The sequence below is a fragment of the Oceanicoccus sp. KOV_DT_Chl genome (assembly GCF_900120175.1).
Lineage (GTDB): Bacteria > Pseudomonadota > Gammaproteobacteria > Pseudomonadales > Dasaniaceae > Oceanicoccus.
Genome location: NZ_FQLF01000002.1, coordinates 504,079 through 530,602 on the forward strand (window position 1 = coordinate 504,079; position 26,524 = coordinate 530,602).

General features: G+C 48.5%; 22 protein-coding genes and 2 pseudogenes. 17 read left to right on the forward strand and 7 right to left on the reverse strand.

The annotated features are described in order from the left end of the window. Positions 1–149: 149 nt before the first annotated feature. The 9 genes and pseudogenes from miaB to UNITIG_RS25485 all read left to right on the forward strand — a co-directional run bounded on the left by miaB (position 150) and on the right by UNITIG_RS25485 (position 9,703). Positions 150–1,475 (forward strand): tRNA (N6-isopentenyl adenosine(37)-C2)-methylthiotransferase MiaB, encoded by a 1,326-nt coding sequence (gene miaB, locus UNITIG_RS05990; protein ID WP_369809180.1) that lies wholly within the window; start codon positions 150–152, stop codon positions 1,473–1,475. Positions 1,476–1,637: 162 nt separating this feature from the next. Then, positions 1,638–2,659 (forward strand): annotated as a pseudogene (locus UNITIG_RS05995) (PhoH family protein). After that, positions 2,637–3,140, forward strand: coding sequence for an rRNA maturation RNase YbeY (gene ybeY, locus UNITIG_RS06000; protein WP_255399448.1), 504 nt, complete (start codon positions 2,637–2,639; stop codon positions 3,138–3,140). The pseudogene UNITIG_RS05995 and the gene ybeY overlap by 23 nt, the downstream one beginning before the upstream one ends. A 19-nt stretch (positions 3,141–3,159) precedes the next feature. Beyond that, entirely contained in the window at positions 3,160–4,014 is an 855-nt protein-coding gene (locus UNITIG_RS06005) for an HlyC/CorC family transporter (RefSeq protein ID WP_101757569.1), read from the forward strand. Positions 4,015–4,179: 165 nt separating this feature from the next. Then, entirely contained in the window at positions 4,180–5,589 is a 1,410-nt protein-coding gene (lnt, locus tag UNITIG_RS06010) for an apolipoprotein N-acyltransferase (protein ID WP_235015289.1), read from the forward strand. A 34-nt stretch (positions 5,590–5,623) separates the two neighbouring features. Continuing rightward, a complete protein-coding gene (gene leuS, locus UNITIG_RS06015) occupies positions 5,624–8,101 on the forward strand; it encodes a leucine--tRNA ligase (RefSeq protein WP_101757570.1) in 2,478 nt (825 codons plus the stop codon). Positions 8,102–8,132: 31 nt separating this feature from the next. Continuing rightward, positions 8,133–8,681 (forward strand): LPS assembly lipoprotein LptE, encoded by a 549-nt coding sequence (gene lptE, locus UNITIG_RS06020; RefSeq protein WP_101757571.1) that lies wholly within the window; start codon positions 8,133–8,135, stop codon positions 8,679–8,681. Between the two features lie 3 nt (positions 8,682–8,684). Beyond that, positions 8,685–9,428 carry a DNA polymerase III subunit delta gene (gene holA / locus UNITIG_RS06025; RefSeq protein WP_369809150.1) on the forward strand — a complete coding sequence of 248 codons (744 nt, stop codon included), beginning with the start codon at positions 8,685–8,687 and terminating at the stop codon, positions 9,426–9,428. A 38-nt stretch (positions 9,429–9,466) separates the two neighbouring features. After that, complete coding sequence (locus tag UNITIG_RS25485) at positions 9,467–9,703, forward strand: hypothetical protein (RefSeq protein WP_369809181.1); 237 nt, start codon at positions 9,467–9,469, stop codon at positions 9,701–9,703. 49 nt (positions 9,704–9,752) lie between these two features. Here the strand turns inward: UNITIG_RS25485 and UNITIG_RS06030 are convergent, their stop codons facing one another. Further along, on the reverse strand, positions 9,753–10,502 hold the full coding sequence (locus UNITIG_RS06030) for an SDR family NAD(P)-dependent oxidoreductase (protein ID WP_101757572.1): 750 nt from the start codon (positions 10,500–10,502) through the stop codon (positions 9,753–9,755). Positions 10,503–10,636: 134 nt separating this feature from the next. On the opposite strand from UNITIG_RS06030, the gene UNITIG_RS06035 reads away from it, so the two are divergent. The 4 genes from UNITIG_RS06035 (at position 10,637) to UNITIG_RS06050 (ending at position 14,277) form a co-directional block, all read left to right on the forward strand. Next, positions 10,637–11,299, forward strand: a complete 663-nt coding sequence (locus UNITIG_RS06035; protein ID WP_101757573.1) for a DUF3313 family protein — start codon at positions 10,637–10,639, stop codon at positions 11,297–11,299. 196 nt (positions 11,300–11,495) lie between these two features. Next, positions 11,496–12,683: an acyl-CoA dehydrogenase family protein gene (locus tag UNITIG_RS06040; protein WP_101757574.1), complete on the forward strand. Its 1,188-nt coding sequence runs from the start codon at positions 11,496–11,498 to the stop codon at positions 12,681–12,683. A gap of 22 nt (positions 12,684–12,705) precedes the next feature. Continuing rightward, on the forward strand, positions 12,706–13,845 hold the full coding sequence (locus UNITIG_RS06045) for an acyl-CoA dehydrogenase family protein (protein WP_101757575.1): 1,140 nt from the start codon (positions 12,706–12,708) through the stop codon (positions 13,843–13,845). A gap of 33 nt (positions 13,846–13,878) precedes the next feature. Then, positions 13,879–14,277, forward strand: coding sequence for a VOC family protein (locus tag UNITIG_RS06050; RefSeq protein ID WP_101757576.1), 399 nt, complete (start codon positions 13,879–13,881; stop codon positions 14,275–14,277). 36 nt (positions 14,278–14,313) lie between these two features. On the opposite strand, the gene UNITIG_RS06055 is transcribed toward UNITIG_RS06050, so the two are convergent. Further along, on the reverse strand, positions 14,314–15,732 hold the full coding sequence (locus tag UNITIG_RS06055; RefSeq protein ID WP_101757577.1) for a hypothetical protein: 1,419 nt from the start codon (positions 15,730–15,732) through the stop codon (positions 14,314–14,316). Positions 15,733–16,075: 343 nt separating this feature from the next. Here UNITIG_RS06055 and UNITIG_RS06060 point away from each other — a divergent pair, with 343 nt between their 5' ends. Then, a complete protein-coding gene (locus UNITIG_RS06060) occupies positions 16,076–16,549 on the forward strand; it encodes a hypothetical protein (protein ID WP_101757578.1) in 474 nt (157 codons plus the stop codon). Between the two features lie 20 nt (positions 16,550–16,569). Here the strand turns inward: UNITIG_RS06060 and UNITIG_RS06065 are convergent, their stop codons facing one another. After that, on the reverse strand, positions 16,570–17,991 hold the full coding sequence (locus tag UNITIG_RS06065; protein WP_101757579.1) for a sigma-54 dependent transcriptional regulator: 1,422 nt from the start codon (positions 17,989–17,991) through the stop codon (positions 16,570–16,572). After that, positions 17,988–19,295 (reverse strand): PAS domain-containing sensor histidine kinase, encoded by a 1,308-nt coding sequence (locus tag UNITIG_RS06070; RefSeq protein ID WP_101757580.1) that lies wholly within the window; start codon positions 19,293–19,295, stop codon positions 17,988–17,990. The genes UNITIG_RS06065 and UNITIG_RS06070 overlap by 4 nt, the downstream gene beginning before the upstream one ends. 240 nt (positions 19,296–19,535) lie before the next feature. Here UNITIG_RS06070 and UNITIG_RS06075 point away from each other — a divergent pair. The 3 genes and pseudogenes from UNITIG_RS06075 (at position 19,536) to UNITIG_RS06085 (ending at position 23,071) form a co-directional block, all read left to right on the forward strand. Further along, a pseudogene (locus UNITIG_RS06075) lies at positions 19,536–20,773 on the forward strand (thiamine pyrophosphate-dependent enzyme). After that, positions 20,706–21,782, forward strand: coding sequence for an alpha-ketoacid dehydrogenase subunit beta (locus UNITIG_RS06080; protein ID WP_200821210.1), 1,077 nt, complete (start codon positions 20,706–20,708; stop codon positions 21,780–21,782). Before UNITIG_RS06075 ends, UNITIG_RS06080 begins: the two are co-directional and overlap by 68 nt. Positions 21,783–21,808: 26 nt before the next feature. Then, positions 21,809–23,071 (forward strand): dihydrolipoamide acetyltransferase family protein, encoded by a 1,263-nt coding sequence (locus UNITIG_RS06085; RefSeq protein ID WP_101757582.1) that lies wholly within the window; start codon positions 21,809–21,811, stop codon positions 23,069–23,071. A gap of 57 nt (positions 23,072–23,128) precedes the next feature. Here the strand turns inward: UNITIG_RS06085 and UNITIG_RS06090 are convergent, their stop codons facing one another. From UNITIG_RS06090 to UNITIG_RS06105, 3 genes are all read right to left on the reverse strand, one after another. Continuing rightward, a complete protein-coding gene (locus tag UNITIG_RS06090; protein ID WP_101757583.1) occupies positions 23,129–23,410 on the reverse strand; it encodes a hypothetical protein in 282 nt (93 codons plus the stop codon). 692 nt (positions 23,411–24,102) lie between these two features. Then, complete coding sequence (locus tag UNITIG_RS06100) at positions 24,103–24,897, reverse strand: hypothetical protein (RefSeq protein ID WP_101757584.1); 795 nt, start codon at positions 24,895–24,897, stop codon at positions 24,103–24,105. A 196-nt stretch (positions 24,898–25,093) separates the two neighbouring features. Further along, complete coding sequence (locus tag UNITIG_RS06105) at positions 25,094–26,497, reverse strand: M20/M25/M40 family metallo-hydrolase (RefSeq protein WP_101757585.1); 1,404 nt, start codon at positions 26,495–26,497, stop codon at positions 25,094–25,096. Positions 26,498–26,524: the final 27 nt, after the last annotated feature.

Here is a 26,524-nt window from a genome sequence, read left to right on the forward strand (position 1 = left end):
TTATCATACTGTGGTCAATAAATACGCCATTCTGTATAATCTCCCGCCCTAATTTCAAGTGCGGTAAGCAGTACATGAGCAACGTCATAGCAACTGACAAAACTACGGCTAAACCAGTCGTCATTAATACAGGCAACGGCCAACAACCGATGAAAAAGCTGTATATCAAAACCCATGGCTGTCAGATGAATGAGTATGACTCGGACCGACTACAGGACTTGCTGGGGGTCAGCCACGGTGTAGAAACCACTGATGATCCGGAACAAGCAGACATTTTGCTGTTAAACACCTGCTCTATCCGAGAAAAAGCTCAGGAAAAAGTGTTCCACCAACTGGGCCGCTGGAAGCACCTCAAAGAGCAAAACCCCGATGTTATCATCGGTGTGGGAGGCTGTGTGGCCAGCCAGGAAGGTGAAGCCATCGGTAAACGCGCCCCCTTCGTCGACGTTATTTTCGGCCCGCAAACACTGCACCGCGTACCTGAAATGATTGATGCCAGCAAACCCAATGGCCCAGTACTGGTGGATGTAACTTTCCCTGAAATTGAAAAATTCGACGCGCTACCGGAACCATCCGTCGACGGCCCCAGCGCTTTTGTCTCCATTATGGAAGGCTGCTCCAAATACTGTACCTTCTGCGTCGTCCCCTATACCCGCGGCGAAGAAGTCAGCCGCCCTTTTGATGATGTCATTGCTGAAATCGTCAGCTTGGCAGATAAAGGGGTTAGGGAAGTAAACCTGCTAGGCCAGAACGTCAACGCCTACCGCGGTGAAAATCATGAAAGCGAAATTGTCGACTTCGCTGAACTGCTTTATTTTGTCGCCGCCATCCCCGGCATAGACCGCATTCGCTACACCACTTCACACCCGGTGGAATTCAGTGATGCCTTAATTGAAGCCTATAAAGATATTCCCGAGCTAGTCAGCCACTTGCATTTACCCGTGCAAAGCGGCTCCGATCGTATTCTGGCGGCTATGAAGCGTGGCCATAACCGTGACGAATATATTGCCAAGATGAAGCGCCTGCAGGCTATTCGTCCCAATATCAGCTTCTCTTCAGACTTTATTATCGGTTTTCCCGGTGAAACTGAGCAGGACTTTGAGGACACCATGCAACTCATCGCCGAGATTGGGTTTGATACCTCATTCAGCTTTATCTACAGCGCCCGCCCTGGCACCCCCGCGGCAGAGCTCGCCGATGACACACCCGAAGCGACCAAGAAAGAACGTCTACAGCTACTGCAACAGCGTATTCTGCAGCACGCCCAACAAATCAGTCGCCAAATGGTTGGTAATCAGGAGCGAATTTTAGTCACCGGTGTTTCCCGCAAAGATCCAGGCCAGCTACAAGGACGCACCGAAAACAACCGAGTAGTGAATTTTTCTGCTACAGATCAATCACTTATCGGAGGTTTTGCTACCGTTACCATCAGCGAGGCACTACCCAACTCTTTACGTGGGGTACTGATTAATTAAGAATCGTGCCACTAAACAGCAGCTGATAGTCTTTTAGGCAATATGCTGGAAGCTAACAGCAGTAAGCTACAGGATTGACTCAATTAGAGATTGACTCAACCCCCGTTTACTCAATATCCTAAGCGCAAACTAACAGCCAAAAGACGGCCTAGAAACAACAATTTGAACATAGCAACCCCATCGCAACAGGTTCTGACTCTGGAACCTAACGACTCCCAAGCCCTTGCCAGCCTCTGCGGCCAATTTGACGAGCACCTTCGTCAGATCGAGCAACGTCTGGCTATCAAGGTCAGCAACCGTGGCAATCTGTTTACCGTAGAAGGTGAAAACAGCGCAGTCGCCTCTGGCTGCCGTTTATTAAGCAACCTGTACCAGGACGCTTTGGATGGCATTAGCCTGAGCGCCGAAACTATCCACCTGAACTTGCAGCAGGCCGGTATCGAAAACCTGCAAGAGTCAAACAGCACCAGCGTAGAAGCTATCACTCTGATCCATACTAAAAAAGTGACTATAAAACCGCGCGGCAAAAATCAGCAAGGCTATGTCCGCTCGGTGTTAAACAACGATATTAATTTTGGTGTTGGTCCTGCAGGTACCGGTAAAACCTATTTAGCCGTGGCCTGTGCCGTTCAGGCGCTAATCAATGAGCAAGTACAGCGTATTTTACTGGTACGACCCGCAGTAGAGGCCGGTGAAAAACTGGGGTTTTTACCCGGTGATTTGGCGCAAAAAATTGATCCGTATTTACGCCCCTGTACGACGCCTTATATGAAATGTTAGGCGTTGAGACAGTCACCAAAATGATCGAACGCAATGTGATTGAGATTGCGCCATTGGCTTATATGCGTGGCCGCACCTTAAATGACTCTTATATAATTCTCGACGAAAGCCAAAATACGACCAAAGAACAAATGAAAATGTTCCTAACTCGAATCGGCTTTGGTTCAACAGCAGTCATTACCGGCGATGCCACGCAAATTGATCTCCCCAAAGGTACCCAGTCGGGTCTCACTCACGCTATTAAAGTATTAGAAAATGTCGAAGGCATCAGTTTCACTTATTTTTTATCCAAAGATGTGGTGAGACATCCGCTGGTACAGCGAATAGTTGATGCTTACGAAAAAATTGAGAACACCGCCAAACCTATCGACAGTAAATCCAGTGGGGAGCAAAACCCCAAATGACCGTGCAACTGGATCTGCAAATCGCAGCGGAAGACGACGACCACCCTCCCCGGCTAAATTACAGCAGTGGGTAGAGCTGGCTATTGCCAAACATAAGACTGAAGCCGAACTCACTATCCGACTCGTCAATGAAACTGAAATAAGCCAACTCAACAACACCTACCGCGGAAAAGATAAATCCACTAATGTCTTATCGTTCCCAGCCGATCTACCAGAGTTTATTGAACTGCCATTACTCGGCGACCTGGTAATATGCAGCTCTATAGTGGCGCAGGAAGCACACGAACAAAATAAAGTCAGTGAACATCACTGGGCCCATATGGTCATTCACGGCACCCTACACCTTTTAGGATATGACCATGTCGAAGAGCACGATGCAGTAATAATGGAGGCATTAGAAATTGAACTGCTTGCCAGCCTTAATATTGCCAACCCCTATCTCGACACAGCTTATATAAACAACACAGCAACAAACCTTTAGGAGGGTTGAACCCAAAGCCATGACAGATGACCGAACTACCGAGCCAGAAGAAAAATCCTGGCTCGAAAAAATAGCTCACATTTTTTCTACTGAGCCAAAATCACGCAGCGATGTAATGGATGTACTCAAAGTCGCGCAACACAATGAAGTGATTGACCATGACGCCTTGCAAATTATCGATGGCGCCATGCATGTCTCAGAAATGCAGGTGCGCGAAGTCATGGTACCGCGCACCCAGATGACCGTCATAAAAGCCGAGCAACCGCTAAGTGAATTCCTACCCACAGTTATTCGCACAGCGCACTCGCGCTATCCAGTCATTGGTGAAAACTCCGATGAAATGCTGGGGATTTTGCTCGTCAAAGATTTGCTCCCGCTGCTACTAAATACCGACGGTGAGTCCTTTGATATTAAATCGATCTTACGACCGGCCACGGTAGTACCAGAAAGCAAACGTTTAAATGTGTTGCTGCGTGAGTTTCGCGAAAACCGCAACCATATGGCCATTGTTATCGATGAGTACGGTGGCGTTGCCGGCCTGGTCACCATCGAAGATGTGCTGGAAGAAATTGTGGGTGAAATTGAGGACGAGCACGATATCAGCCCCGACAGCTATATTAAAAAATTAGCGGAAAATGATTACATCATCAAAGCACTGACGCCGATTTATGAGTTTAACCAATACTTCGGCTCTGAATTGAATGATGAAGAGTTCGACACTATAGGCGGTATTATTCTGCAACAATTTGGTCACTTGCCCCGACGTAATGAAATAGCGCTAATCAATGGCTATCAATTCCGGGTTCTGAATGCCGACAACCGGCAAGTGCATCTATTACGCATGTGCGAGATTGATGATCCCGGTGATGATTAAGCGGGCACCCGCAATAATAAAACGTTAGGGGACGATGGCCTTGAAGGCTTTACAACGTGGTTGGACTGGCCACTTGCTAGCGCTCGTTGCTGGCGGTTTGGTAACGCTATCGCTGGCTCCCTTTACGCTGTGGCCACTGGGTATTATCAGCTGCGGGCTCCTGGTTTGGCTGCTAAACGACCTCACCCCGGCGCGGCTGCCAAGCGCAGTTGGTTTTATGGTCTGGGCTTATTCGGTTCAGGCACTTCCTGGGTCTACGTCAGTATTCATGTCTACGGCTATGCCCCCGCCCCATTAGCCAGTTTTCTGACCTTACTGTTTAGTGCCGGGTTAGCGCTGTTTAGCGCCGGCACCGGCTATGCTTATGCGCGCTTCCTGCGACACAAGCCACTGGGCCGTACAGTGGGATTTGCCGCGATTGTGGTACTGGGTGAATGGTGGCGCAGCTGGTTTTTAACCGGTTTTCCCTGGCTCTATCTTGGTTACGCACATATCGACACCCCTCTGGCCGGATGGGCGCCGGTAGCAGGAATTTACACCCTGAGCTTTATTGTCGCCTTAACCGGCGCGGTGCTTGCGCAAATCCTGCAGCAGCGAAACAACGAAGTAAAATCATCGCTGGTGGCCGCTTTAGGTGTAGTTACTCTGTGGTTACTAGGTGCCGGGCTAAACATGATTAACTGGACCAGGCCAGTTTCTGATCAAGCTGTCTCTGTCGCCATGGTGCAAGCCAATATCCCGCAAGAAATAAAATGGAACAGAGATCAGTACCTGCCCACTTTAGCCATGTATAAAAACAGTAGCGCCCCGCTCTGGCCAACTGCCGATATCGTGATCTGGCCAGAAGCAGCCATCCCTGCCTACTATCAACAGGCAAAAGGGTTTGTCGATGACATGGCTCAACAAGCCAACCAATATAATGCCACCCTGATTACCGGCATACCCTATTTGTACCCTGCCACTGACCAGCAAGCCCGCCGTTATCACAACAGCATTATGGCAGTTGGGGCCGGTAGTGGCACTTACCACAAACAGCGGCTGGTGCCTTTCGGAGAATATGTGCCTCTGGAAAACTTATTGCGCGGCTTGATTCAATTTTTTGATTTACCGATGTCTGCCTTCAGTGCCGGCCCCGCAAATCAACCCGCTATCAAAGCCGGCAAGATTTCACTGGCTCCATTCATTTGCTACGAAATCGTCTATCCGGATCTGGTTTCACAATGGCTGCCCGAGGCAGATATGCTGATTACCATCAGCAACGACGCGTGGTTTGGTGCCTCCATCGGCCCATTACAACATCTTCAAATGGCACAAATGCGCGCGCTGGAAGCCGGTCGTTATTTACTCCGCGCAACGGGTACCGGTATTAGTGCAATTATCGATCAACGCGGACAGATCACTGTGCAGGGCAAACAATTCCAGCGCGAAATCATTCGCGGGCAGGCCTACGCCTATCAGGGCATGACCCCATTCGCACTCGCTGGCAGCTGGCCCATCCTATTAATCTGCTGGATAAGTTGTCTGGCGGTTTATAGCTATAGTTCAGGGCTTTTTGCTGCTAAAATGCGCGACTAATTTTTTCGCCGCAATAAATTCAGTAAGGCCCACAATGCAAGAGCAATACAACCCCAAGACCATCGAACAACAGGCACAGCAATTTTGGGCCGACAACAACAGTTTTGTCGCCAACGTTGATACCAACAAAGATAAATATTATTGCCTGGCTATGTTTCCCTACCCCAGCGGCAAACTGCACATGGGCCATGTGCGCAATTACACCATTGCCGATGTTATCTCCCGCTATCAACGCATGCAGGGCAAAAATGTACTGCAGCCCATGGGCTGGGATGCATTCGGCCTGCCAGCGGAAAATGCCGCAGTAAAAAACAACACAGCACCGGCACCGTGGACTGATAGCAATATCGATTATATGCGCGACCAATTAAAGCAATTGGGCTTTGCCTATGACTGGTCAAAAGAATTCGCCACTTGCAAACCCGATTACTACCGTTGGGAGCAATGGTTTTTCACTCGTTTATACGAAAAAGGTTTGGTGTATAAAAAAACCTCGGCTGTTAACTGGTGCCCTCAAGATGAAACCGTATTAGCCAACGAGCAAGTTATCGACGGCTGCTGCTGGCGCTGTGACACCCCTGTTGAACGCAAAGAAATTCCGCAGTGGTTTATTAAAATCACCGAATACGCCGACCAATTATTAGCGGATCTTGATCAACTGGACGGCTGGCCCGAACAAGTCAAAACCATGCAACGCAATTGGATTGGTCGCAGCGAAGGCGTAGAAATGCGCTTTGATCTGGAAACCAGCATTGCTGACATCAGCAATATCGAAGTCTATACCACCCGCCCCGATACGCTGATGGGTGCCACTTATGTCAGCCTCGCTGCCGAGCATCCAATTAGTCTGGCGTTAGCCGGGAGCAACCCCGAGCTACAAGCTTTTATTCATGAATGTAAAACCAGTTCTGTCGCTGAAGCTGATATGGCCACGATGGAAAAAAAGGGGATTGCCACCGGCATTAATGCCCTGCACCCACTAACCGGCGAACCAGTTCCCGTGTGGATCGCTAACTACGTGCTAATGGATTATGGCTCCGGTGCGGTGATGGCTGTTCCCGCCCACGACGAGCGCGATTTTGCTTTCGCTAATAAATATCAATTACCTATCAAGCAAGTCATTGCCAGCAATAACGACAACGACACCGCTTTTGATACTGGCACTTGGCAAGACTGGTATGCCCGCAAAGACCATACCCTCACCATCAACTCTGCAGAATTTGATGGTCTGGATTTTAATGGCGCCTTTAACGCCATAGCCGATAAGTTAGAAAGTATTGACCATGGTCGCCGCACGATTAATTATCGCCTTCGTGATTGGGGTGTTTCCCGCCAACGTTACTGGGGCGCACCGATTCCGATTTTTAATTTGCCTGACGGCGGTGAAATCGCAGTCCCAGCTGATCGCCTACCCATTTTATTGCCTGAAGACGTGGTAATGGACGGCGTCAGTTCACCGATCAAAAGTGATCCTGAATGGCGCAAAGATGAATTCAATGGGCAAGAGGTAGAACGTGAAACCGATACCTTCGATACCTTTATGGAATCTTCCTGGTATTACGCCCGCTTCACCAGCGCCGATTACAAAGACGGTATGCTAGACCCCGATGCCGCTAATTACTGGTTGCCGGTCGATCAATATGTCGGTGGTATCGAGCACGCCATACTGCACCTGTTATACGCCCGCTTCTTTCACAAGCTGATGCGTGATGAAGGTCTGATCAACTGTGACGAACCCTTTGACCGTCTATTGTGTCAGGGCATGGTATTAAAAGATGGCAGCAAAATGTCCAAGTCCAAGGGCAATACTGTCGATCCGCAACAACTCATCGAACAGTACGGTGCCGACACCGTGCGTTTATTTATCATGTTTGCCGCGCCACCGGAACAATCGCTGGAATGGTCAGACTCTGCGGTAGGCGGCGCTCACCGCTTCCTTAATCGTTTGTGGAACCGCGTATTCAATCACCTGCAGCAGACTGATATTCCTGCATTGGATAGCAGCAACCTCAGCCGTGAACAACAGGATTTACGCCGCAAAACCCATGAAACCATCGCTAAAATTACCGATGATTACAGCCGCCGCTTAACCTTTAACACTGCCATCGCCGCCATTATGGAGCTAACTAACGATATTGCCAAGTTGCAGGACAATAGCGGTCAGGGACTAGCAGTAGAACGAGAAGCATTACAGGCCATAATCATCATGCTTGCACCTATCACGCCACATTTCTGCCATGAACTCTGGCGCGCACTGGGTAATACTGGCGCGGTTATTGATACACACTGGCCTACCGTCGACGAGGCGGCACTGGTTCGAAATAGTATTGAGCTGGTAGTGCAGATTAATGGCAAGGTTCGTGGCAAAATTGAAGTAGCCGCCGATGCCGATGAAGCCACTGTTTTTGAACTAGCCTTTGCCGACAGTAACGTGCAAAAATTTACCGACGGCAAAGAAATAAAAATGAAAAAATATATTGTGGGCAAACTAGTTACCATTGCCGTTAAATAGTTATTAATTCACGCTCTGAACTGGAAATAGCATGCCGCATTATCTGAAAGCATTTGTCCTTATTAGTAGCCTGCTGGTCAGTGCCTGTGGCTTTCATTTACGCGGCAATATAAATTTACCTGCAGGGGTTGAACCCATCATCATCACCGGCCTCCAGAATTCTGGCTCTCTTGCCATTGAGCTGCGCAATGAACTCATGGCCAACGGTATAACAATCACCACTGCCCCCGAAGAAGCAAACTACCAACTAGCGATAAGTAAAGCAGCTAGCGACAAGCGCATCACTGCGGTTGGCGAGCGAGCCAGAGCTATCGAATACCAGCTGGAACAAACAGTCGTCTTTGAATTACTAAACGCTAAAGGCCAGCGCGTACTTGGACCTAGCACTATCATTGAACGACGTATTATGCCCAATGACCCTAACAAAGTGGTCAGCACTTATCAGGAAGAAGCGATATTACGGCGTGAAATGTTAAAAAACCTGGGGGCAAAGATTGCCCGGCAATTACGCTCATTTGATTATACGACTGAACCTCCAATGGCTGAACCCACCGCTGCAACCACCTCATTGGTGCAATAAAAAATGCGACTCCGCCCGGATCAACTTAAACAAAACCTCTCAAAAACCCTGCTACCCATCTATATCGTCAGCGGCGATGAAACCTTGCTAGTACAAGAATGCTGTGATGACATTCGCCTAAGCTGCCGCCGACAGGGTTTTAGTCGTGAAGTTTTACATGTAGAAACCGGCTTCGACTGGAACGAACTATTAGCCTCCGCGGCAGCCATGTCGTTGTTCGCCGAACGGCAATTAATTGAACTGCGCATGCCAACCGGCAAGCCCGGGGATGCCGGAGGCAAGGCTCTTACCGAGTACGCCGCAAATGCCTCGCCCGATAATGTCCTGCTGATTATTTGCAATAAATTGGAAAGCGCTAGCACCCGTACCAAGTGGTATAAAAACATCGAGGCCGCCGGTGCCTCAGTGCAGTGCTGGCCGATTGAAATGGCGCAATTACCCCGCTGGATCAACAACCGTTTGAGCAGGTTGGGCTTGAACGCCAGCAGCGAAGCCATCCAAATGCTGGCCGAGAGAGTGGAAGGTAATTTATTGGCCGCCGCTCAGGAAATAGAAAAACTAAGGCTCTACACCGATGGCGATACCATCGATGCCGACACGATTACTGCGGCGGTAGCGGATAATGCTCGCTATGACGTGTTTGGTTTAGTCGATCGCGCGCTGGAAGGTAATGTCAGTAGCTGTTTGAAAAATTTGCAGGGGTTAAAAGCTGAAGGCACCGAACCCCCGTACTGCTATGGGCATTAACCAGAGAACTACGCACGCTGTATCATTGCGCCACCCAAATCGAACAAGGTAATGGCATTGACCGTGTGCTACAAAGCCAACGCGTGTGGGATAAACGTAAACCATTGGTCAGCAACGCGCTGCGCCGGCTCAATGTCAAACAGCTAACCCGCATGATTAAAACCGCTAACACTATTGACCGGTCGATCAAAGGCTTGAGTAAAGACAACAGCTGGGATTTATTAGAACAGCTGGTGATGGCAATGGCGGGTAGAGAATTACTTTTACAACACTAATACACTACCCACACTACAAAAACACCCGTTTAAAATCTGGCAAACGTTATCAGGACAAGGTCCCACCATCCATACGAATATCTTCGCCGGTAATATGGGCGCCATCTTCCGATGCCAACATCGCAATGACCCCGGCCACTACTTCAGGCCCTTTGGGCCCGGTAATCGAACTAATCCGCCCCAGCAAGTCGTAATCATAATCATCCGGCATACTGATATTTGCTGTCATATTGGTTTTAATATCACCAGGACAGATGCAGTTAGCGCGGACTCCACGCTTGGCATATTCCACCGCAATAGAACGGGTCATCGCCAGCACGCCACCCTTAGTTGCTGAATAAGCGGCACCAGAAGGCAAACCTGCCAGCGAAGCAGTAGACGCCGCATTCACAATATTGCCCTTGGTTTCTAACAGATGTGGCAAGGCCGCTTTGCACAGTAAAAACGTACCGGTTAAATTTACATCAATAATTTTTTGCCAGGTCGCCAGATCCAATTGGTGAGTGGAATGAAAACCTAATATACCGGCCATATTCACTATCACATCCAACTTGCCATAGATATCAATAGCCGCTTGCACACAGTTATTAACCTGCTCTTCATTACTGATATCAAAAGCATGGGCAGCAGCACTACCTCCCGCGGCAGTTATCGCTGCCACCGTTTCTGTTAGTGCTTCTGCATTTAAATCTGTACACAATACGCTGGCACCTTCGCTGGCCAAGCGTTCAGCGGCAGCACGACCTATGCCCGATGCGGCCCCGGTAATTAAAGCGACTTTATTGCTAAAACGTTGCATGGTTTACTCCCAATTTTTATTCGCATTGAGCAGAGCTTGAACGCTAGCGCTATACAGGTCAACATTCAAACCCTACACTAGCCAAACGGTACAACCTATTAGACCGATACAGCGCAAAAAACAGGAGTCATATTATGAAATCAATCGCATTCATCACAGGCCTCTTACTGTGCATGACATTCTCTGCCTGTAACTCACCTAATCCTGAATTTGGCTCACCTACCGCGCAGGGATTAACGCCGGTTACTAACAGCAGTTTCGATCAGCTACTGATCCGTGCCAACATTGATTTCAATCGCTATCGACGCATCAACATCGAGCCACTAAGCATTAGTTACAAAAAACGCTCCGCGGCAGATTTATCTTTCTACCGCGAACAGGACTTTCAATTTGATGAAGCTGAGCGCAAAATATTTAACGAGCAATTTGTCAAAGCAGTAAGCAAACAGTGGCAGCAGCAATTTGGCTGGCAGCTCACCACTGAAACCGGTGATGATGTGCTGTTAGTAAAAACAGACATTAGTGACCTCTACCTCACCGCATCGATAAAAAATGATAAACCCCTGCGCCAGACTACTGTCGTCAACGAAAGCAGCAGCATGACCATCAAACTACAGCTATTTGATAATAGCGGCCAAATACTACTCGACAGTGTAGGCGAGAAAACCACCGGCCAACGTGGTAGTGGTGTTAGCACCATGACCCGTGTGAGCAGTGTGCGCTACTGGAGTGATTGCCTTCAGGCTTTCAGACAAGTGGCTACCCTGATTGGCAACCAGATAGAAACCAGCCCATAGCCAACAGCAACTCCACTAACACCCCCCATCATTCAGGGCCAGCACTAGCTGACCCTAATTGTTAATCAGATCGCAACCTCAAGCTATTGAGTTTCAGCCCCCAAGCTCTAATATCTATTACCATTCTGCGACCGCGGTTAAGGTACTATTCCCCGCGAAACAGCCCATTTAATTACCTTTACCGAAGGAGGTCCGAGTGGACGCTTTGGAAACATTTCGTATTGAAACCCGTGCCTGGTTGGAAGCCAACTGCCCGCAATCCATGCGTTCACCTGCCAGCAGCAAAGAACAAGTATGGGCGGGACGCAATAAAACCTTTCCCAGCCAGGATGCCAAAGACTGGTTAGAGCGCATGGCCGACAAAGGTTGGACTTGTCCGGAATGGCCATCTCAATATGGCGGCGGCGGCTTGAGCCCCGAGCAAGGAAAAATTCTTACCGAAGAAATGAAAGCGATTAATGCGCGCAAACCGCTGTTTGATTTGGGCATCTGGATGCTGGGGCCAGCTTTATTGGAGTATGGCTCGGAAGAACAAAAACAAGAACATATTCCTAAAATTGTCCGCGGTGATATTCGCTGGGCACAAGGCTACTCGGAACCCGGTTCCGGTTCAGATCTAGCCAGCCTGAAAACCAAAGCTGAAGATATGGGCGACCACTTTTTGGTAAACGGTACCAAGCTGTGGACTACCAATGCAGAAAAATGTGACTGGATTTTTTGTTTAGTGCGTACCGACCCCGACGCCATCAAACAGCAGGGTATTAGTTTTTTATTAATCGACATGGAAACCGAAGGCGTCACCGCGTCTCCCTACGCCTTAATCAGCGGTGAATCAGAATTTTGTGAAACCGTATTCGACAACGTTAAAGTACCAAAGAAAAATCTGGTCGCTGAAATTAACACCGGCTGGTCGGTAGCCAAAGCGCTGTTGAAACACGAACGGAAGTTAATGAGCGAAATGGGCGACGCACCCAGCGTTAGCTTTAGTCCCGCACAAGCGGCGATCGACTATGTAGGTTTAGGTGCTGACGGCAAATTAAAAGACGCCGCGCTGCGCACGCAACTGGTAGAACACGAAATGCGTTTTCGGGCAGTGGGTCTCACCCACTTCCGTAGCTTTGAAGAACGCATCAATGGTATTAGCGACAGCAATGTACCGATGATCATGAAATATGTCGGTACCGAAGAACAAAAAAACAAGGAAGAATTATATGTCGCCTTATTAGGGGCTCGCGGTATTGGCTGGGATGAAAACTTCAGCGACGATGAACGGCTTGCCACACGTAATATGCTTTTTTCCAAAGCCTTATCCATCGCCGGCGGCACCTCTGAAGTGCAATTAAATATTATTGCCAAGCGCGTGCTTGGCCTACCCGACGCGTAAGCCGAATAAAGAGGAATACAACATGGCTTTAGTACTGAATGAAGAACAGCGTCTACTTAAAGACACCAGCAAAGAATTTTTAACCGCTAACGCACCGGTAGAAGCACTGCGCCAATTGCGCGACAGCAATGACCCGATCGGCTATAGCAAATCACTGTGGACGCAGATGGTTGAATTGGGCTGGGCCAGTATTATTTTGCCCGAAGCCTACGACGGTCTGGATTTTGGTTTTATGGGGCTAGGCGCCATCATTGAAGAAAGCGGTCATACACTTACCGCGTCGCCATTATTTAGCACTGTTGTGCTCGGGGCCTCCGCATTAATACTGGGCGGCAATGATCAACAAAAACAACAACATTTACCCGCGGTAGCTGCTGGCTCTTTAACGTTGACGCTAGCACTGGAAGAAACCAACCATCACAACCCAAGCCATGTCGCGTTAACGGCTGCCGCCGATGGTGCAAACTATGTCCTCAACGGGGATAAAGTTCTGGTATTGGATGGTCACACTGCCGACAAAATTATTGTCACCGCTCGCACCAGTGGCACCACTGAAGACGCTAACGGCATCACACTGTTTTTGTTAGATGCTAACAGCGCCGGAGTGGAAATCACTCAAACCAAAATGATTGATAGCCGCAATGCCGCCAATATCCGTTTTAATAATGTGGCAGTGGCTGCTGACGCAATCATCGGCACTATCGACAAAGGCTTTGATATTTTAGAACCGGTACTGGATCGCGGTCGCGTGTGCCTGGCGGCAGAAATGCTCGGCGGTGCGCAGGAATGTTTTGATCGCACCGTCGCCTACCTCAAGGAACGAGAACAGTTCGGCGTAAAAATAGGGTCATTTCAAGCGTTAAAACACCGCGCAGCCATTATGTTTACCGAACTCGAATTATCCAAATCCGTGGTACTGGATGCACTCAGCGCCATCGATGAAAATCGCCCTGGCGCTAACCAAGTAGCCAGTCTGGCGAAAGCACGGTTAAACGATGTGTATAAACTGGTCACTAACGAAGCGGTACAAATGCACGGTGGTATAGGCGTAACTGATGAACTGGAGATAGGCTTCTTTTTAAAGCGCGCCCGTGTTGCCATGCAACTGCTGGGCGACAGTGGTTTCCACAAAGACCGCTACGCCACTTTGGCAGGCTATTAAACCATTAAAAATAGATAACATCCGGAGCACTCCATGCCAATAAAATTATTAATTGATACCCCCGAATTTGCGGTAGTAACGACAAACATGGACGCCATGCGTGATTTTTATGAACATATTCTAGGGCTGGAATACCAATCCAAACTAGAGTTTGCTGGCGGCTATATGCACCGCTATCAATTTGGCAGCAGTGTTTTAAAACTCGTGGCTTATGACACTGCTCCAACGCAAACTGCCATTGGCGGCGAAATGAAAGCAGCTACCGGTTATCGATACTGCTCACTGGTCGTTTCAAACTTAAAAGAAATTATTGCCGAAGTGGCAGCAGCGGGACTTAGCACGAGTGAAATTACCGAATTCGGCGACGGTATTGCCTTCGCTTTTGTGCAAGACCCTGATGGTAATAATATTGAATTTGCCGGGACACTTTAACCACCCCCCATTAATCAACAGCCATCACTCCCGATTTTAATGCCGTTGCTCGGTAGCTGCGGCAGCCAATCGTAATGCAGTCACTTTATTAGGCTCAGAGGCTTCAACCGCCAGCGTAACCGCCGCGTCCATTTTTGCCTGCTGACGCTGCTGCCATTGCTGCTCTATCAGTAGAGGTACAAAAATAATCGCATCGTAAACATGAATTAACATCCGCGACAGTTGCACAATAGCAGACCCCACCAATCGCAGTAACAACGTTGATATATGCAGCATTACTTGAAGCAGGCTACCAAACACTGGCCTTACGGTGTGTAGCATATACTCCAAGGGAATAACCACTAACGCCAACACCAAGGGGATTAAAACACCTAACACCACCAATAAAATCTGCGAAGCTCCAACCATTTCAGTGGCAGCTAGCTGGATAGGTGAACCTAGTAATGCCAACGCTTCGCCAGCCGTTAATGCGACCAGTAGCGTAGTACCAATCACCACCATTACTTGCCGACCATATCGAGTCATTGCCGACACCAAGGGAAATAAATGGGTAATACGTAAACTCTCGGACACCATAGTTGCAGCTACCAATGTCACTGCTATATGCAAGCCAGTGACTACTGCCGCCAAGGGCAGCTCACCAGCCTGTACGGGCAACAGCGCGCTAATCGGCTGTAATAATAGCTGCCAGTTAATCCAGGCAGCCCCCACACCCACCAATACAAAACACAAGGAAGAAACAAAGCGCATCAACATTGAGGCCATAATGCCTTGACCCGAGCCCGCCGTAATCATTTCGAACTGGCTCATGTGTTGATCCACCTGCCGCAACCGGTGACGCAATACATCAATATTGTTATCGATATGCTGCAGCATTTTGCCAAGCTTGCGCCATTGTGGTTGCAAGCCGGATAACACTTTATGCCGGGATGACACTGTCCAACGGTGTTCACGCAAGGCTTCGCGTTGATGCTCTTTCACCGTTTGGTGCATATCCTCCAAAATTTTATTCATCACATCGCTATTGCGTTGATCGCCTTCCAACGCCGAAATAGCTTCTACCGCTGCCACCCACTCGGGTGAAATATCCGGTACCTTGGCACTGGCGATATAGTCTTCATCAACGGCAGTAAGCTGGCGATTAATATCTGCTGCCAAATGTTGGTAATTGGCGAGATCTCTTTCGACTAATTTTTCGATACGCATAAAACGCCGCTCTAATTGGCGTTCTAATAAAGCCTCGGCAAGGGCTTTGGTTATTTCATGGTTACGACGGCGAATACGTTGCGCAGAATAAAGGCAGGCACGGGATAATAAACGCAATTGGGCATGACATAGACGGGCACTGCGTAAAATCAGGTGATGGGCTTGTTGCCGTAAAAAATACATCAGCACCCATACCAGCAGCCCTGCGACCACCAGAGAAAACACTGGATACTCTGAAAACATCCCCATAATATCTATTCCTTTCAATTACTTAGCATATAAACCCATGCCAAACTCAGCAGCTGCGGGAGAACAGTTTCGTTAGGGATACTTTGTACCATGCTCCGCCATATCGACCAAGATACGAATACGGCCAAGATTCACGATTTGAGAACTTGCCAACAACAATTCTTAAACTTTCAGGGGCTTAGCGGCTAAATCAATAAATAAAATGAGAATAATCGAATAAATGCTTAAAAAATCAGCAAAAAACTGGCGACAAGCTCTTTTTCCGTCTAAATAGGTGTAGAGGTTTCACTTTTATATCCAGCGAGCAATAGGGAACAGCAACTCCCGCGTAGTAGAGCTAACCATGACCATCAATGCCGTAGATTTAACCGAACATGTGATCAAGCCCACCTTAGAGTATCTCGGTATGCACACCCCTGCCGCAGAGCGGTTATTGCTTGGCACCGCAGCCCAGGAATCGGGCTTTGACCCGTTCTGCCAACACAATCAAGGCATTGGTATTTATCAAATCAGTTCAGTTCAGCACTGGCAAATATGGGATGAGTATTTAGCCTTTCAGCCCGACCTGGCCAGCAAAGTTCGCGGTCTGGCTAGCCAGCATCAATTCCTGCAAGACCCTGATCAGGAACTCAAAACCAATCTATCCTATAGCACTGCCATTGCCTGGATTATTTATCTGCGCAGTGAAAACCAGCTACCGGCAGCCGATGATATTGAAGGCTTGAGCCACTTCTGGGACAACCATTTTTGCCACCAACAGCAACACCATCCTCAGGATTTTGCCAGCTGGATTAACGCTCATACCTTTGCGGCTTGAGCGCATTGGCTAGCTCGACTTCAAGCGTTTTGCAGTACCGCTTCCACATTGATCCCGATATCGCGCATGCGGGCAATTTTGTAACGCAGGGTTCTGGCGCTGATACCTAATTTTTCAGCGGTATTTTTTCGTGAGCCGCCTTCATTGCGCAAGGTATCGACAATAATTTCAAACTCCCGGCGCTGTAAATCCCCTTCTAACACATTACCTGTGTTGCCCGGCATTGATTCAGCTGGCTGCTCATTAGTGATTGACGCCGGTGCGGATGCCGGAGCAATGTTCATCGCCGTGGTCGCAAAGGGATCCAGCCGCAGATGGAAATCAGAAATCACCGTACCAGGCTGCATGATCAGCGCGCGCTGAATGACATTATCCAACTCCCGCACATTACCCGGCCAGTTGTGTGCGCGAATAGCCATCACTGCAGAGGCATCAATATCCACCGGAGGACGGCCCATTTTTTTGGTGTGCATCTGCAGTAATTTTTGCGCTAGGGGCACAATATCCTGCAAGCGTTCACGCAGCGGCAACCACTGCAAAGGGAATACACTTAAGCGGTAAAATAAATCTTCGCGGAAACGGCCTGCTCTAACTTCTTCCGCCAGATTACGATTAGTTGTTGCAACAATACGCACATCAAGATCAATAGTTTTGCGCCCCCCCAAACGCTCGACTTCACGTTCCTGAATCACCCGCAAAATTTTAGCTTGCAAGCCCACATCCATTTCTGAAATTTCATCGAGTAACAGCGTGCCGCCGTTAGCCTGCTCGAACTTTCCGGGCGCACTAGTATAAGCACCGGTAAACGCGCCTTTTTCATGACCAAATAACATACCTTCCAGCATATTTTCAGGAATAGCCGCACAGTTTATCGCCACAAAAGGCTGTTGCGCACGAGGGGATTGCTGATGCACATAGCGCGCTAATACTTCTTTACCCGTACCTGACTCACCACAAATCAAAACTGTTGAATCGGTTTCTGCTACCCGCTTGGCCAATTGCAACAACTGCAAACTTGAAGGCTCTACCGCCACTGGCTGATCTTCTTCACTGACACTGGCAATGCCGACATAGCGCCCTACGGTTTCTACCAACAACTGTGGCTTAAACGGCTTAACCAGGTAATCCACCGCGCCATTGCGTATAGCCTCTACCGATGCACTGATACTGCCATAGGCCGTCACCAACAATACCGGCAACTGCGGATAATGCTGGCGAATTTCTTTTAATAAGGTCAGCCCATCCATGGCGCCCATATTGATATCCGACACCACCATATCCAATGCGTGTTGCGGGATTAACGCCAATGCTTTTTCCGCACAATCTGCCTGCACCACTGAGCAACCGGCAATTTCCAAGGTATCCACCAGCGCTTCACGTAAATCACAATCGTCCTCCACCACTAAAATAGTGGCCGTTAATTTTAACGCTTTCTGACTCATGACAACGATCCTCCAGAGGCTTCAGGAGTAATAGTGTGATTAAAATTTGCAGTCGTTTTTGTACTAACAGATTCACTAATGGGAAGTGTTAACACAGCCGTCGTACCTTCACCCAATGTCGATTGCAATTCAAATAAACCATGATGGGCTTCAGCCACTGCCCGCACCACCGTTAACCCTAAACCGGTACCTTGCGACTTGGTGGTAAAAAACGGCTCCTTTAAATTTTGCAGAACAGTCCCATCAATACCGGGACCATTATCACTGATAATTATTTGCAATTGGCCAACACCATTGGCAACCACCCGAATATCCAAGGCCACGGCTTCAAATTGGGATTGAATGGCATTGTTAACCAAGTTCATTAACGCACCGACCATACTTTCGCGATTGCAATGAATCATCGCGCCAACACAATCGTTATTGATTTGGTATCGGGATTGACTGCTACTAATGGACACTTCCATCGCCGCTTCTAACTCAGCCAATAATTCATCTACCGCAATAGTATCGGTGAGTTTCACATCGCCCTTTACAAAAATCAGCATGTCTTTCACTTGCTGATCAAGGTGATGTAAACGCGACAAGACTTTTTCTGAAAAACGCCGGGTTTGATCGCGACTTAATTCCGAATCACATAAGTGACCGGCATATAACATCGCTGCTGATAATGGCGTGCGAATTTGATGGGCCAGCGACGACATCATCCGTCCCATTTCTGACAAGCGTCGGTGGCGATCCAAACGTCGCTGCAATTCACGGGTTTCAGTCAAGTCGGTCAGTAAGATCAACTGCCCCGGTTCACCTTCCATGGAACGCGTCAACATACTGATACGCCGTCCATCCTTTAATGAAATTTCGTGGCCATCATCCAACTGCGGGGCAAAGGAGCGCCGAATTACATCACGCCACACTTCACCCAATAGCGGTTCACCTAAAAAATCGGCAGCGGCGGGATTGCACTCGGTCACGACACCTTTGCTATCCAACACCACTACCCCGGCAGGGAGCAGATTCAATAAACTTTCCAGGCGACTACTGATGCGTTCTTTCTCGCGCAATTCTTGCAAGCGCTGTTCAGCTAGCTGGTGCAACTCCTGATTCAACGAGCCGACCTGCTGTTCCATATCATGATAGGTTTCAGCCAATTGGTTTGAGACGTTATTAAATACCTCAAAGGCAGACATCAGTTCTTCGCGGCTGCGAATACGTGAGGATGAGTCAGCACCCGCCTGCAGCGCGGCCAAGTCATTCAGGGACTCGGGTAAAACAGACTGGCTATTATCCAGGGCAGTGCTTGGCATAGAGGCTCCACTTACAACATAAGCTACCACGCGACAAATACGTGACGTTTATGCTGTCCACTGCAAACACCGTGCCTATTTAAAAAATCCTTTTAATACAAATAGTTAAAGAAGCCGAAATGGATGAAGGTCAAGTATTTGGCAGCGTTGCTCAGCTCTAACTGCTGAGCAGTGGTCCAATCCTTAGATAACGCCAAGGTGAGCTATAGTTAAGTAAATCGCTAAGCAATAGAGGTCAGCATGGCCACAGAATTTAGCAGTCGTCTCCATATTCCCAAAGCCCCCTTCCGGCCTGATGAGGACCCGGATTTTTCCTATCTGGATATCCCCAGCCCGGAGTCTTCCAGTAAACCCGAATGTTTGATCGACCCCAATGCCATTCGCCACATGGCCTATGGCTTGGTGCGGGTGCTGGATGACGACCATAAGGCCAAGGGCGAATGGCACCCGCAATTGAAGCCGGACGTGTTGCGACAAGGCCTTAAAAAAATGATGCATGTTCGCGCGTTTGACGAGCGTATGTTCACCATGCAGCGGCAGGGGAAATTATCCTTTTATATCAAAAGCACTGGTGAGGAAGCCGTTTCGATCGCCCAGGCAATGGCGCTTGATCCCGAGGATATGTTTTTCCCCACCTACCGACAGCAGGGACTGTTATTTGCCCGTGACTGCCCTGTCGTCAATCTAATGTGCCAATGCCTGTCCAATTCCCACGACAGTTTAAAAGGTCGACAGCTGCCCACTTTATACAGCTGGAAGGAAGGCGGCTTTTTTACCATCTCAGGCAACCTCGCCACCCAATATTGTCAGGCGGTTGGCTGGGCGATGGCGGCGGCCTATAAAGGTGAAAAACATATTGCTGCTGCCTGGGTCGGTGATGGCAGTACCGCCGAAGCGGATGTGTATCACGCGCTGCAATTCAGCTCCACCTATCAGGCGCCGGTCATTTTAAATGTGGTCAATAATCAGTGGCCATTTCCACCCCGCAATCCTTTGCCGCCTCCGGCACGACCTTTGCTGCCCGCAGCCTGGGGTTTCATATTCCCGGCATTCGCGTCGATGGCAATGATTTTTTAGCGGTATATGCCGTCACTCAATGGGCCGCCGAACGAGCGCGTAAAGGTGGCGGCCCCACCTTTATTGAATTGTTTACTTATCGGGTAGCCAGCCACTCCACCAGCGACAACCCCGACGCCTATCGCTCCCCTAAAGAAGCTGCATGTTGGCCACTGGGCGACCCCATCGAGCGCTTAAAAAATCATTTGATTGCACTTGGGGAATGGAGCGAACAACAACACAAAACCTTGCAGGATGAACTGACCAGCAGTGTTGCCAAGAACTGGAAAGAAGCGCTGTCTTACGGCTCATTGGAAGAAGGCCCGCACTGGCCAGTCAGCTCCATGTTTGAGGATGTGTTTAAAGACGTGCCGGAAAACCTGGCCCGGCAGCGCAAAAAAATGGAGCATGGCCATGACTAAAATGAACATGGTCCAGGCGATTAATTCTGCCCTCGATATAAAAATGTCCGTCGACCCCACGGTATTAGTGATGGGCGAAGACGTCGGCTTTTTTGGCGGCGTGTTTCGTTGCACCCAAGGGCTGTATCAAAAGCACGGTGCCCATCGCGCACTGGATATGCCGATCGCCGAAGGCGGCATTATCGCTACCGCGATTGGTATGGGAGTAAACGGATTGCGACCAGTGGTGGAGATTCAATTCGCCGATTATATTTATCCCGCTTTCGATCAAATCGTCAGCGAATTAGCGCGGCTGCGGCACCGCAGTGGCGGTGAATTTTGGGCACCCGTTACTATTCGCACCCCCTGCGGCGGCGGTATTCGTGGCGGCCAAACGCACTCGCAAAGTCCCGAAGGAATCTTTACCCATGTCTGTGGCTTAAAAACCGTGATGCCCTCCAATCCTTACGACGCCAAAGGTTTATTAATCAGCGCCATTGAAGACGACGACCCGGTATTATTTTTTGAACCCAAACGCATCTATAACGGCCCCTTTGATGGCGACCACAATAAACCGGCGATAGGTTGGGGCAATCATCCGCTGGGCGATGTGCCCGACGGCTACTACAGTATTCCAATTGGCAAAGCGGAAATCACCCAGGCCGGTAACGATGTCACCGTGCTGGCCTACGGCACCATGGTGCATGTCGCGGCCGCCGCTATCGAACAAAGCGGCATCAATGCCGAACTGATTGATCTGCGCAGTCTAGTTCCCCTGGATGTAAACACCATTACCCAATCGGTTAAAAAAACTGGCCGCTGCGTCGTCATTCATGAAGCCACCCGCACCGGCGGCTACGGTGCCGAATTAGTTGCCGAAGTACAGGAACAGTGTTTCTGGCATTTGCTCGCCCCCATCGAACGCGTCACTGGTTGGGACACGCCTTACCCGCACGGCTTTGAATGGGAATACTTCCCCAGCCAGGAGCGCATTATCGAAGCCCTGCAACGCACACTGGAAAATCACTAGCGAAGAATGATTGAAGGACGCCGTAAATGACTGAATTTAGTTTTAAGCTGCCCGATTTAGGTGAAGGCATCGTTGAGTCAGAAGTTTGCCAGTGGTATATCCAGGTCGGTGACGAGGTTACCCAGGATCAACATATTGCCGACATCCAAACCGACAAGGCCGTGATTGAAACCAGCTCGCCGGTGAATGGAAAAGTTTTAAAATTAGGTTGTGACGCCGGCGAAGTATTAGCGGTTGGCAGTCAACTGGTTTTATTTGAAATCACCGATAGCAGCAAGGTCAGCGCCGACACTGAACAGCTCACTGTTAAGCCAGTAGCGAACACTTCCAACTCCAGCACAACGATAGAACCACAAGACCAAAACATTGAACGCCATGACCATAACTCTGATGGCACAACAATATTAACCTCACCCTCGGTGCGTTTAAGGGCGAGACAGGAGAATATAGATTTACAACAACTCAGTGGCACCGGCCCCAAAGGCCGCATTACCCATAACGATTTGGATGCAGCCACAGGCAATAATAATGTTAGCCCTAAACAACAAGAAAATATTATCGCCGATAAAAAAGCAAAAAATACTGACAGCAATGACATTTTAAAACAGTATCCACTGACAGGCACCCGCCGCGTCATCGCCAAAAAAATTCAACACAGCGCCCAGCAAATACCGCAATACACCTATATCGAAGAAGTCGATGTCACAAAACTGGAACAGCATCGCCATCAGCTAAACCAACAACAATCACAAAAACTCACCCTGCTGCCCTTTATCGTGCAGGCATTAAGCAAAACCCTGCCGCAATTCCCGCACTGCAATGCCCACTTCGACAATGACAACAATCAAGTCACTGAATTTAAAGCTGTACACATAGGCATCGCCACCATGACCGACAGCGGACTAATGGTACCGGTGATAAGGCACGCGCAAAACCTTAGCTTATGGCAATGTGCAGAACAGATAGAACAATTAGCCACAGGCGCACGACACAACCAACTCACAACGCAACAACTCAGCGGTTCGACCATTACCATTACCAGCTTGGGGAAACTTGGCGGCATCGCCTCAACCCCGATTATCAACGCACCGGAAACCTGTATTATCGGGATTAATAAAATTCAACAGCGGCCGGTGGTGATTGATAATGGTATTGCGATACGGAGCATGATGAATATTTCAGCGACGTTTGATCATCGCATTGTGGATGGGTTTGATGGGGCGAGTTTGGTGTTGGAGGTTAAGAATTTGTTGGAACATCCAACTACGCTAACTGAAATAGCACCGTAATAGATTGGCTGTTTTCTAATTACGGTGCAGCCAGCTTAACCCCCCGTCTACAGGATTTTATTGCGCTTTTTGTATCGCTGGTAACAGCAACGCTTTTGCTGGTGGCTGGGTATCAGCCAACTCTTTATCCTGCGCCATAGGTGTACTTTTATCTAGCGGCTTGATGATACTGACCGGCTTATGTTGACGCTTACCTGTCGGTAATCCGCTAGCCGGCTCGGCCGTTTCAGTTGCCTCACCTTTAATATCTCCCAGCTTGATATAACCTGCTGCCTGTGTATTAACACTGACTGTCAAAAATAAAGCTGTCATGGTCAAAATTTTAAATAAAGAATTCATCACGCTATCCTCTCTGTTAATTTGCTTGTACCTGTCTGTCGTAAGCTTTGCCACATCGGTTCATTCTTTTGGAAGTATTTTAAAAAGTGGGGGCAGATGAAACTTTCTCAATGGCTCCCACCCTGTCTGAAAAAGGTTATCTAATTAAACTCTGTACCAACGGTTTCTAGCTGGGGACAGAGCATTAATTCTCATTTTGGACATATTGCTTAACTAAATTAAGTTCTTCTTCTGATAACGAGCCATAAAACCGTGGATAGCTCCAGCCGTAACCCCACCGAAAAGTAGTCGGGAAGAAGGGGGATCCACCTACTCTCACCCCGGCCAACATCAACAAGGCGATTTCAGGTTCACCAACGCGCTCAACACAGATCCGAAGTTCATCATCAGCATTTTTACGATCTTGATAAGTGCCACCCTGCCAATAGGCATAATCATGGGCAGTGCAACAGGCCAGCCACAGCTCGTTTTACACAAGCGTTCCATCAGGAAAGGCACTGCAACCATCAGAGGTGAAGGGTTTTAGTTCATCAGAAAATGCCAATGTAGAGGTCAGCATTAGACCTAATGCTATAAAGCCCTTATCGATCAATAACATCTTTTCTCATCGCAACAGTGTCTTCACACGAAGTAGTATTATAAAAATTTCACTCAAATCTACCCCTGATTATAAGCTGGCCCACTACGGGTTACTAATTTAAAGATGGCCACGGTTGAGGCACTTTTCCTGATAGTGCTTTCTCTAGCTCTACATTAAACGCATCGGAAGAAAAAACCTGTTTAGACTCATTAGCAACTTTGAGCGCTTCATCTGTTCTTCCATTAATTGCCAGAATTGCTACTAAAGTGGTTGTCTGATTGATATAGCTGTATTGAGCAGTTTCTTCGAGCATGCTTGCTTCTTGAGGCATTGTTTTAGCTACCTCTATCGTATTCCGATACATAGCAACTGACTTTTCAAAGTCTGCTCTTGGCTTTATGTACTTTCCCATAAGAAGATATTCATTGGACTTCACCAACGCAGCTCGAGCGAGACTAAAAGCTTGTTCTGCCTTTAGTGGATCATTCGCTTCAAGCCACTTAAATAACTCCACCGTTCTACCACTGAGGCCCAGTACATCGTTAATAGAAGCAAAGTCATTAAATTCATCCCGGCAACAACTGGAAGAATTTTTTACAGATCTCTCTGCTTGATCAGCGTGTTCTAGCAGGGATAATTTTGCCGGCTCATACACATTTGCCAGTTCAACCCAGCCCATTAAGGCAAACGACAAGCGAACACCATAGAACGATCTATCTATCTTAAGAGCGTTATTATGGAACCAGATATACTTCTCGAGTGATAACTGATACTGCTTATTACTTTTATCTTCGGATGCTTCCGTGAGGATAACCTGAAGGTCCGGCTCCTTTGGAGGCAACCATTCTGAGTAAACCAAAGTACTAATGAGTAAAAGTACAACCCATAAGATAAATCTACTTGGCATTTTCTTTCCTTATATTTTTATAGTTATTTAGTTATGGCTCATATTCTAAGTATGTCAGCATGACAGTAACTAGACAGTCAAGACTATTTTTTTCACAAACAATCTGACAAGCCAACAAAAGAAACTTGGATAGACGTGACAAAAAAGGGCTGGAGTAATTAACATTCAACCACCCACACTGGATCAAACAACTCCCTTACCGTCTCCCCACTTCACTAATCAACGCCTTCGACAAGGCCACCGCAGTCACCATAGCCTCAATAGCAATACGCTCATTAGTCCCATGCACCGAACTACTATCTTCCATCTGCACAGTAAACGGATGAAAGCGATAAATGTTTTCAGTTAACCCTACATAGTGCGGCGTATCCGTACTGGCAGTCAGTAAGCCCGGCGTCACCAGCGCGTTAGGTAACACACTATTGATAGCTGCTTTTATGCGCTGATAACCAGGGCCATTGATATCAGCTACTGGTGGATTAGTCTTCCAGTCGCTGGCACTGATTTCAATTGCGGGATCATCAATAATTGTTTTCACCGCGGCAATAAGTTGCGCGGGGGTAAAACCAGGCAGCAGACGAAAATTGACCTTGGCTTCAGCCTGCTGGGGAATCACGTTTTCTTTGATGCCTGCATTGAACATAGTAACCGCCGTGGTATTACGCACCATGCCCTGACTAGCGGAATCTTTGCCCATCCCATAGGCCAGCAGCGGTGCACTGAACCATTGATTGCGCATCAAAAAACCCTTCACACCATCAATTTCCTCGCCCAGTACCGCCAACATATCGCTGACCGGCGCAATTAATTCTGGCGCAAACGGCGCTTCATGCAGGCGAGTAACCGCTTGCGATAAATGAATAATGGCATTATCGGCAACGGGCCGAGATGAGTGGCCGCCTGCGCCGCTTGTCTTAAGCGTTAGAGTGACATAGGTTTTCTCCGCCAGCGATACCATCGCCAGGGGTTTGTTTGGCAGCAACGGACTTTGGGTCACCACCATGCCACCTTCCCCGACCATATACTGCAAGGTGACACCACGCGCTTTGAGGTGAGCCGCAACCTTAGCCGCGCCTTCATTGCCACCAATTTCTTCATCATGGACGATCGAAAATAATAGGCTGCGCTGAGGTTGATAGCCACTGGCTAAAAGAGCTTCAATTGCTTCCAACGTCGCAATAACGGCGGACTTATCATCAAGCGCGCCACGCCCCCAAATATAGCCATCAGCAATCACGCCCGCAAAAGGCAACTGTGTCCAATCAGTTTCGGTACCCGGCTCAACCGGTACCACATCATAATGCGCATCCAGCAACACCGGCTTAAGCTCAGCTTGAGTACCAGGCCAGCTGAGCAACAGACTGTAATCGCCCACTACTTCTACTTGTAAACGAGAAAAAGTGGTGGGGTAGGTATCGCGAAGAAACTGATGAAATGCACTAAAAACGCTGTAATCAATAGTGCTAGTGTCTTGATAACTCACTGTTTGGTAACGAATAGCCTGAGCTAAATGTCCTACTGCTGGTGAGAGTGGTGAGGCGGTCAAAAACTCTGCAAAAAATACTAGCGACGCGATCAATGGCAAATTAATAGATTTCATAGTTGAAAGTTCTTCGGCTATTTGAGT

Bases quoted from the DNA above. Each gene is read 5' to 3' on its own strand.
- UNITIG_RS06005 (WP_101757569.1), top strand. From the start codon at position 3,160: ATGACAGATGACCGAACTACCGAGCCAGAAGAAAAATCCTGGCTCGAA.
- UNITIG_RS06060 (WP_101757578.1), top strand. From the start codon at position 16,076: ATGACCATCAATGCCGTAGATTTAACCGAACATGTGATCAAGCCCACC.
- holA (WP_369809150.1), top strand. From the start codon at position 8,685: ATGCGACTCCGCCCGGATCAACTTAAACAAAACCTCTCAAAAACCCTG.
- UNITIG_RS06085 (WP_101757582.1), top strand. From the start codon at position 21,809: ATGACTGAATTTAGTTTTAAGCTGCCCGATTTAGGTGAAGGCATCGTT.
- UNITIG_RS06050 (WP_101757576.1), top strand. From the start codon at position 13,879: ATGCCAATAAAATTATTAATTGATACCCCCGAATTTGCGGTAGTAACG.
- leuS (WP_101757570.1), top strand. From the start codon at position 5,624: ATGCAAGAGCAATACAACCCCAAGACCATCGAACAACAGGCACAGCAA.
- UNITIG_RS06080 (WP_200821210.1), top strand. From the start codon at position 20,706: ATGTGTTTAAAGACGTGCCGGAAAACCTGGCCCGGCAGCGCAAAAAAA.
- UNITIG_RS06030 (WP_101757572.1), bottom strand. From the start codon at position 10,502: ATGCAACGTTTTAGCAATAAAGTCGCTTTAATTACCGGGGCCGCATCG.
- UNITIG_RS06035 (WP_101757573.1), top strand. From the start codon at position 10,637: ATGAAATCAATCGCATTCATCACAGGCCTCTTACTGTGCATGACATTC.
- UNITIG_RS06070 (WP_101757580.1), bottom strand. From the start codon at position 19,295: ATGCCAAGCACTGCCCTGGATAATAGCCAGTCTGTTTTACCCGAGTCC.
- lptE (WP_101757571.1), top strand. From the start codon at position 8,133: ATGCCGCATTATCTGAAAGCATTTGTCCTTATTAGTAGCCTGCTGGTC.
- UNITIG_RS06105 (WP_101757585.1), bottom strand. From the start codon at position 26,497: ATGAAATCTATTAATTTGCCATTGATCGCGTCGCTAGTATTTTTTGCA.
- UNITIG_RS06055 (WP_101757577.1), bottom strand. From the start codon at position 15,732: ATGGGGATGTTTTCAGAGTATCCAGTGTTTTCTCTGGTGGTCGCAGGG.
- UNITIG_RS06100 (WP_101757584.1), bottom strand. From the start codon at position 24,897: ATGCCAAGTAGATTTATCTTATGGGTTGTACTTTTACTCATTAGTACT.
- miaB (WP_369809180.1), top strand. From the start codon at position 150: ATGAAAAAGCTGTATATCAAAACCCATGGCTGTCAGATGAATGAGTAT.
- UNITIG_RS06065 (WP_101757579.1), bottom strand. From the start codon at position 17,991: ATGAGTCAGAAAGCGTTAAAATTAACGGCCACTATTTTAGTGGTGGAG.
- UNITIG_RS06090 (WP_101757583.1), bottom strand. From the start codon at position 23,410: ATGAATTCTTTATTTAAAATTTTGACCATGACAGCTTTATTTTTGACA.
- UNITIG_RS06045 (WP_101757575.1), top strand. From the start codon at position 12,706: ATGGCTTTAGTACTGAATGAAGAACAGCGTCTACTTAAAGACACCAGC.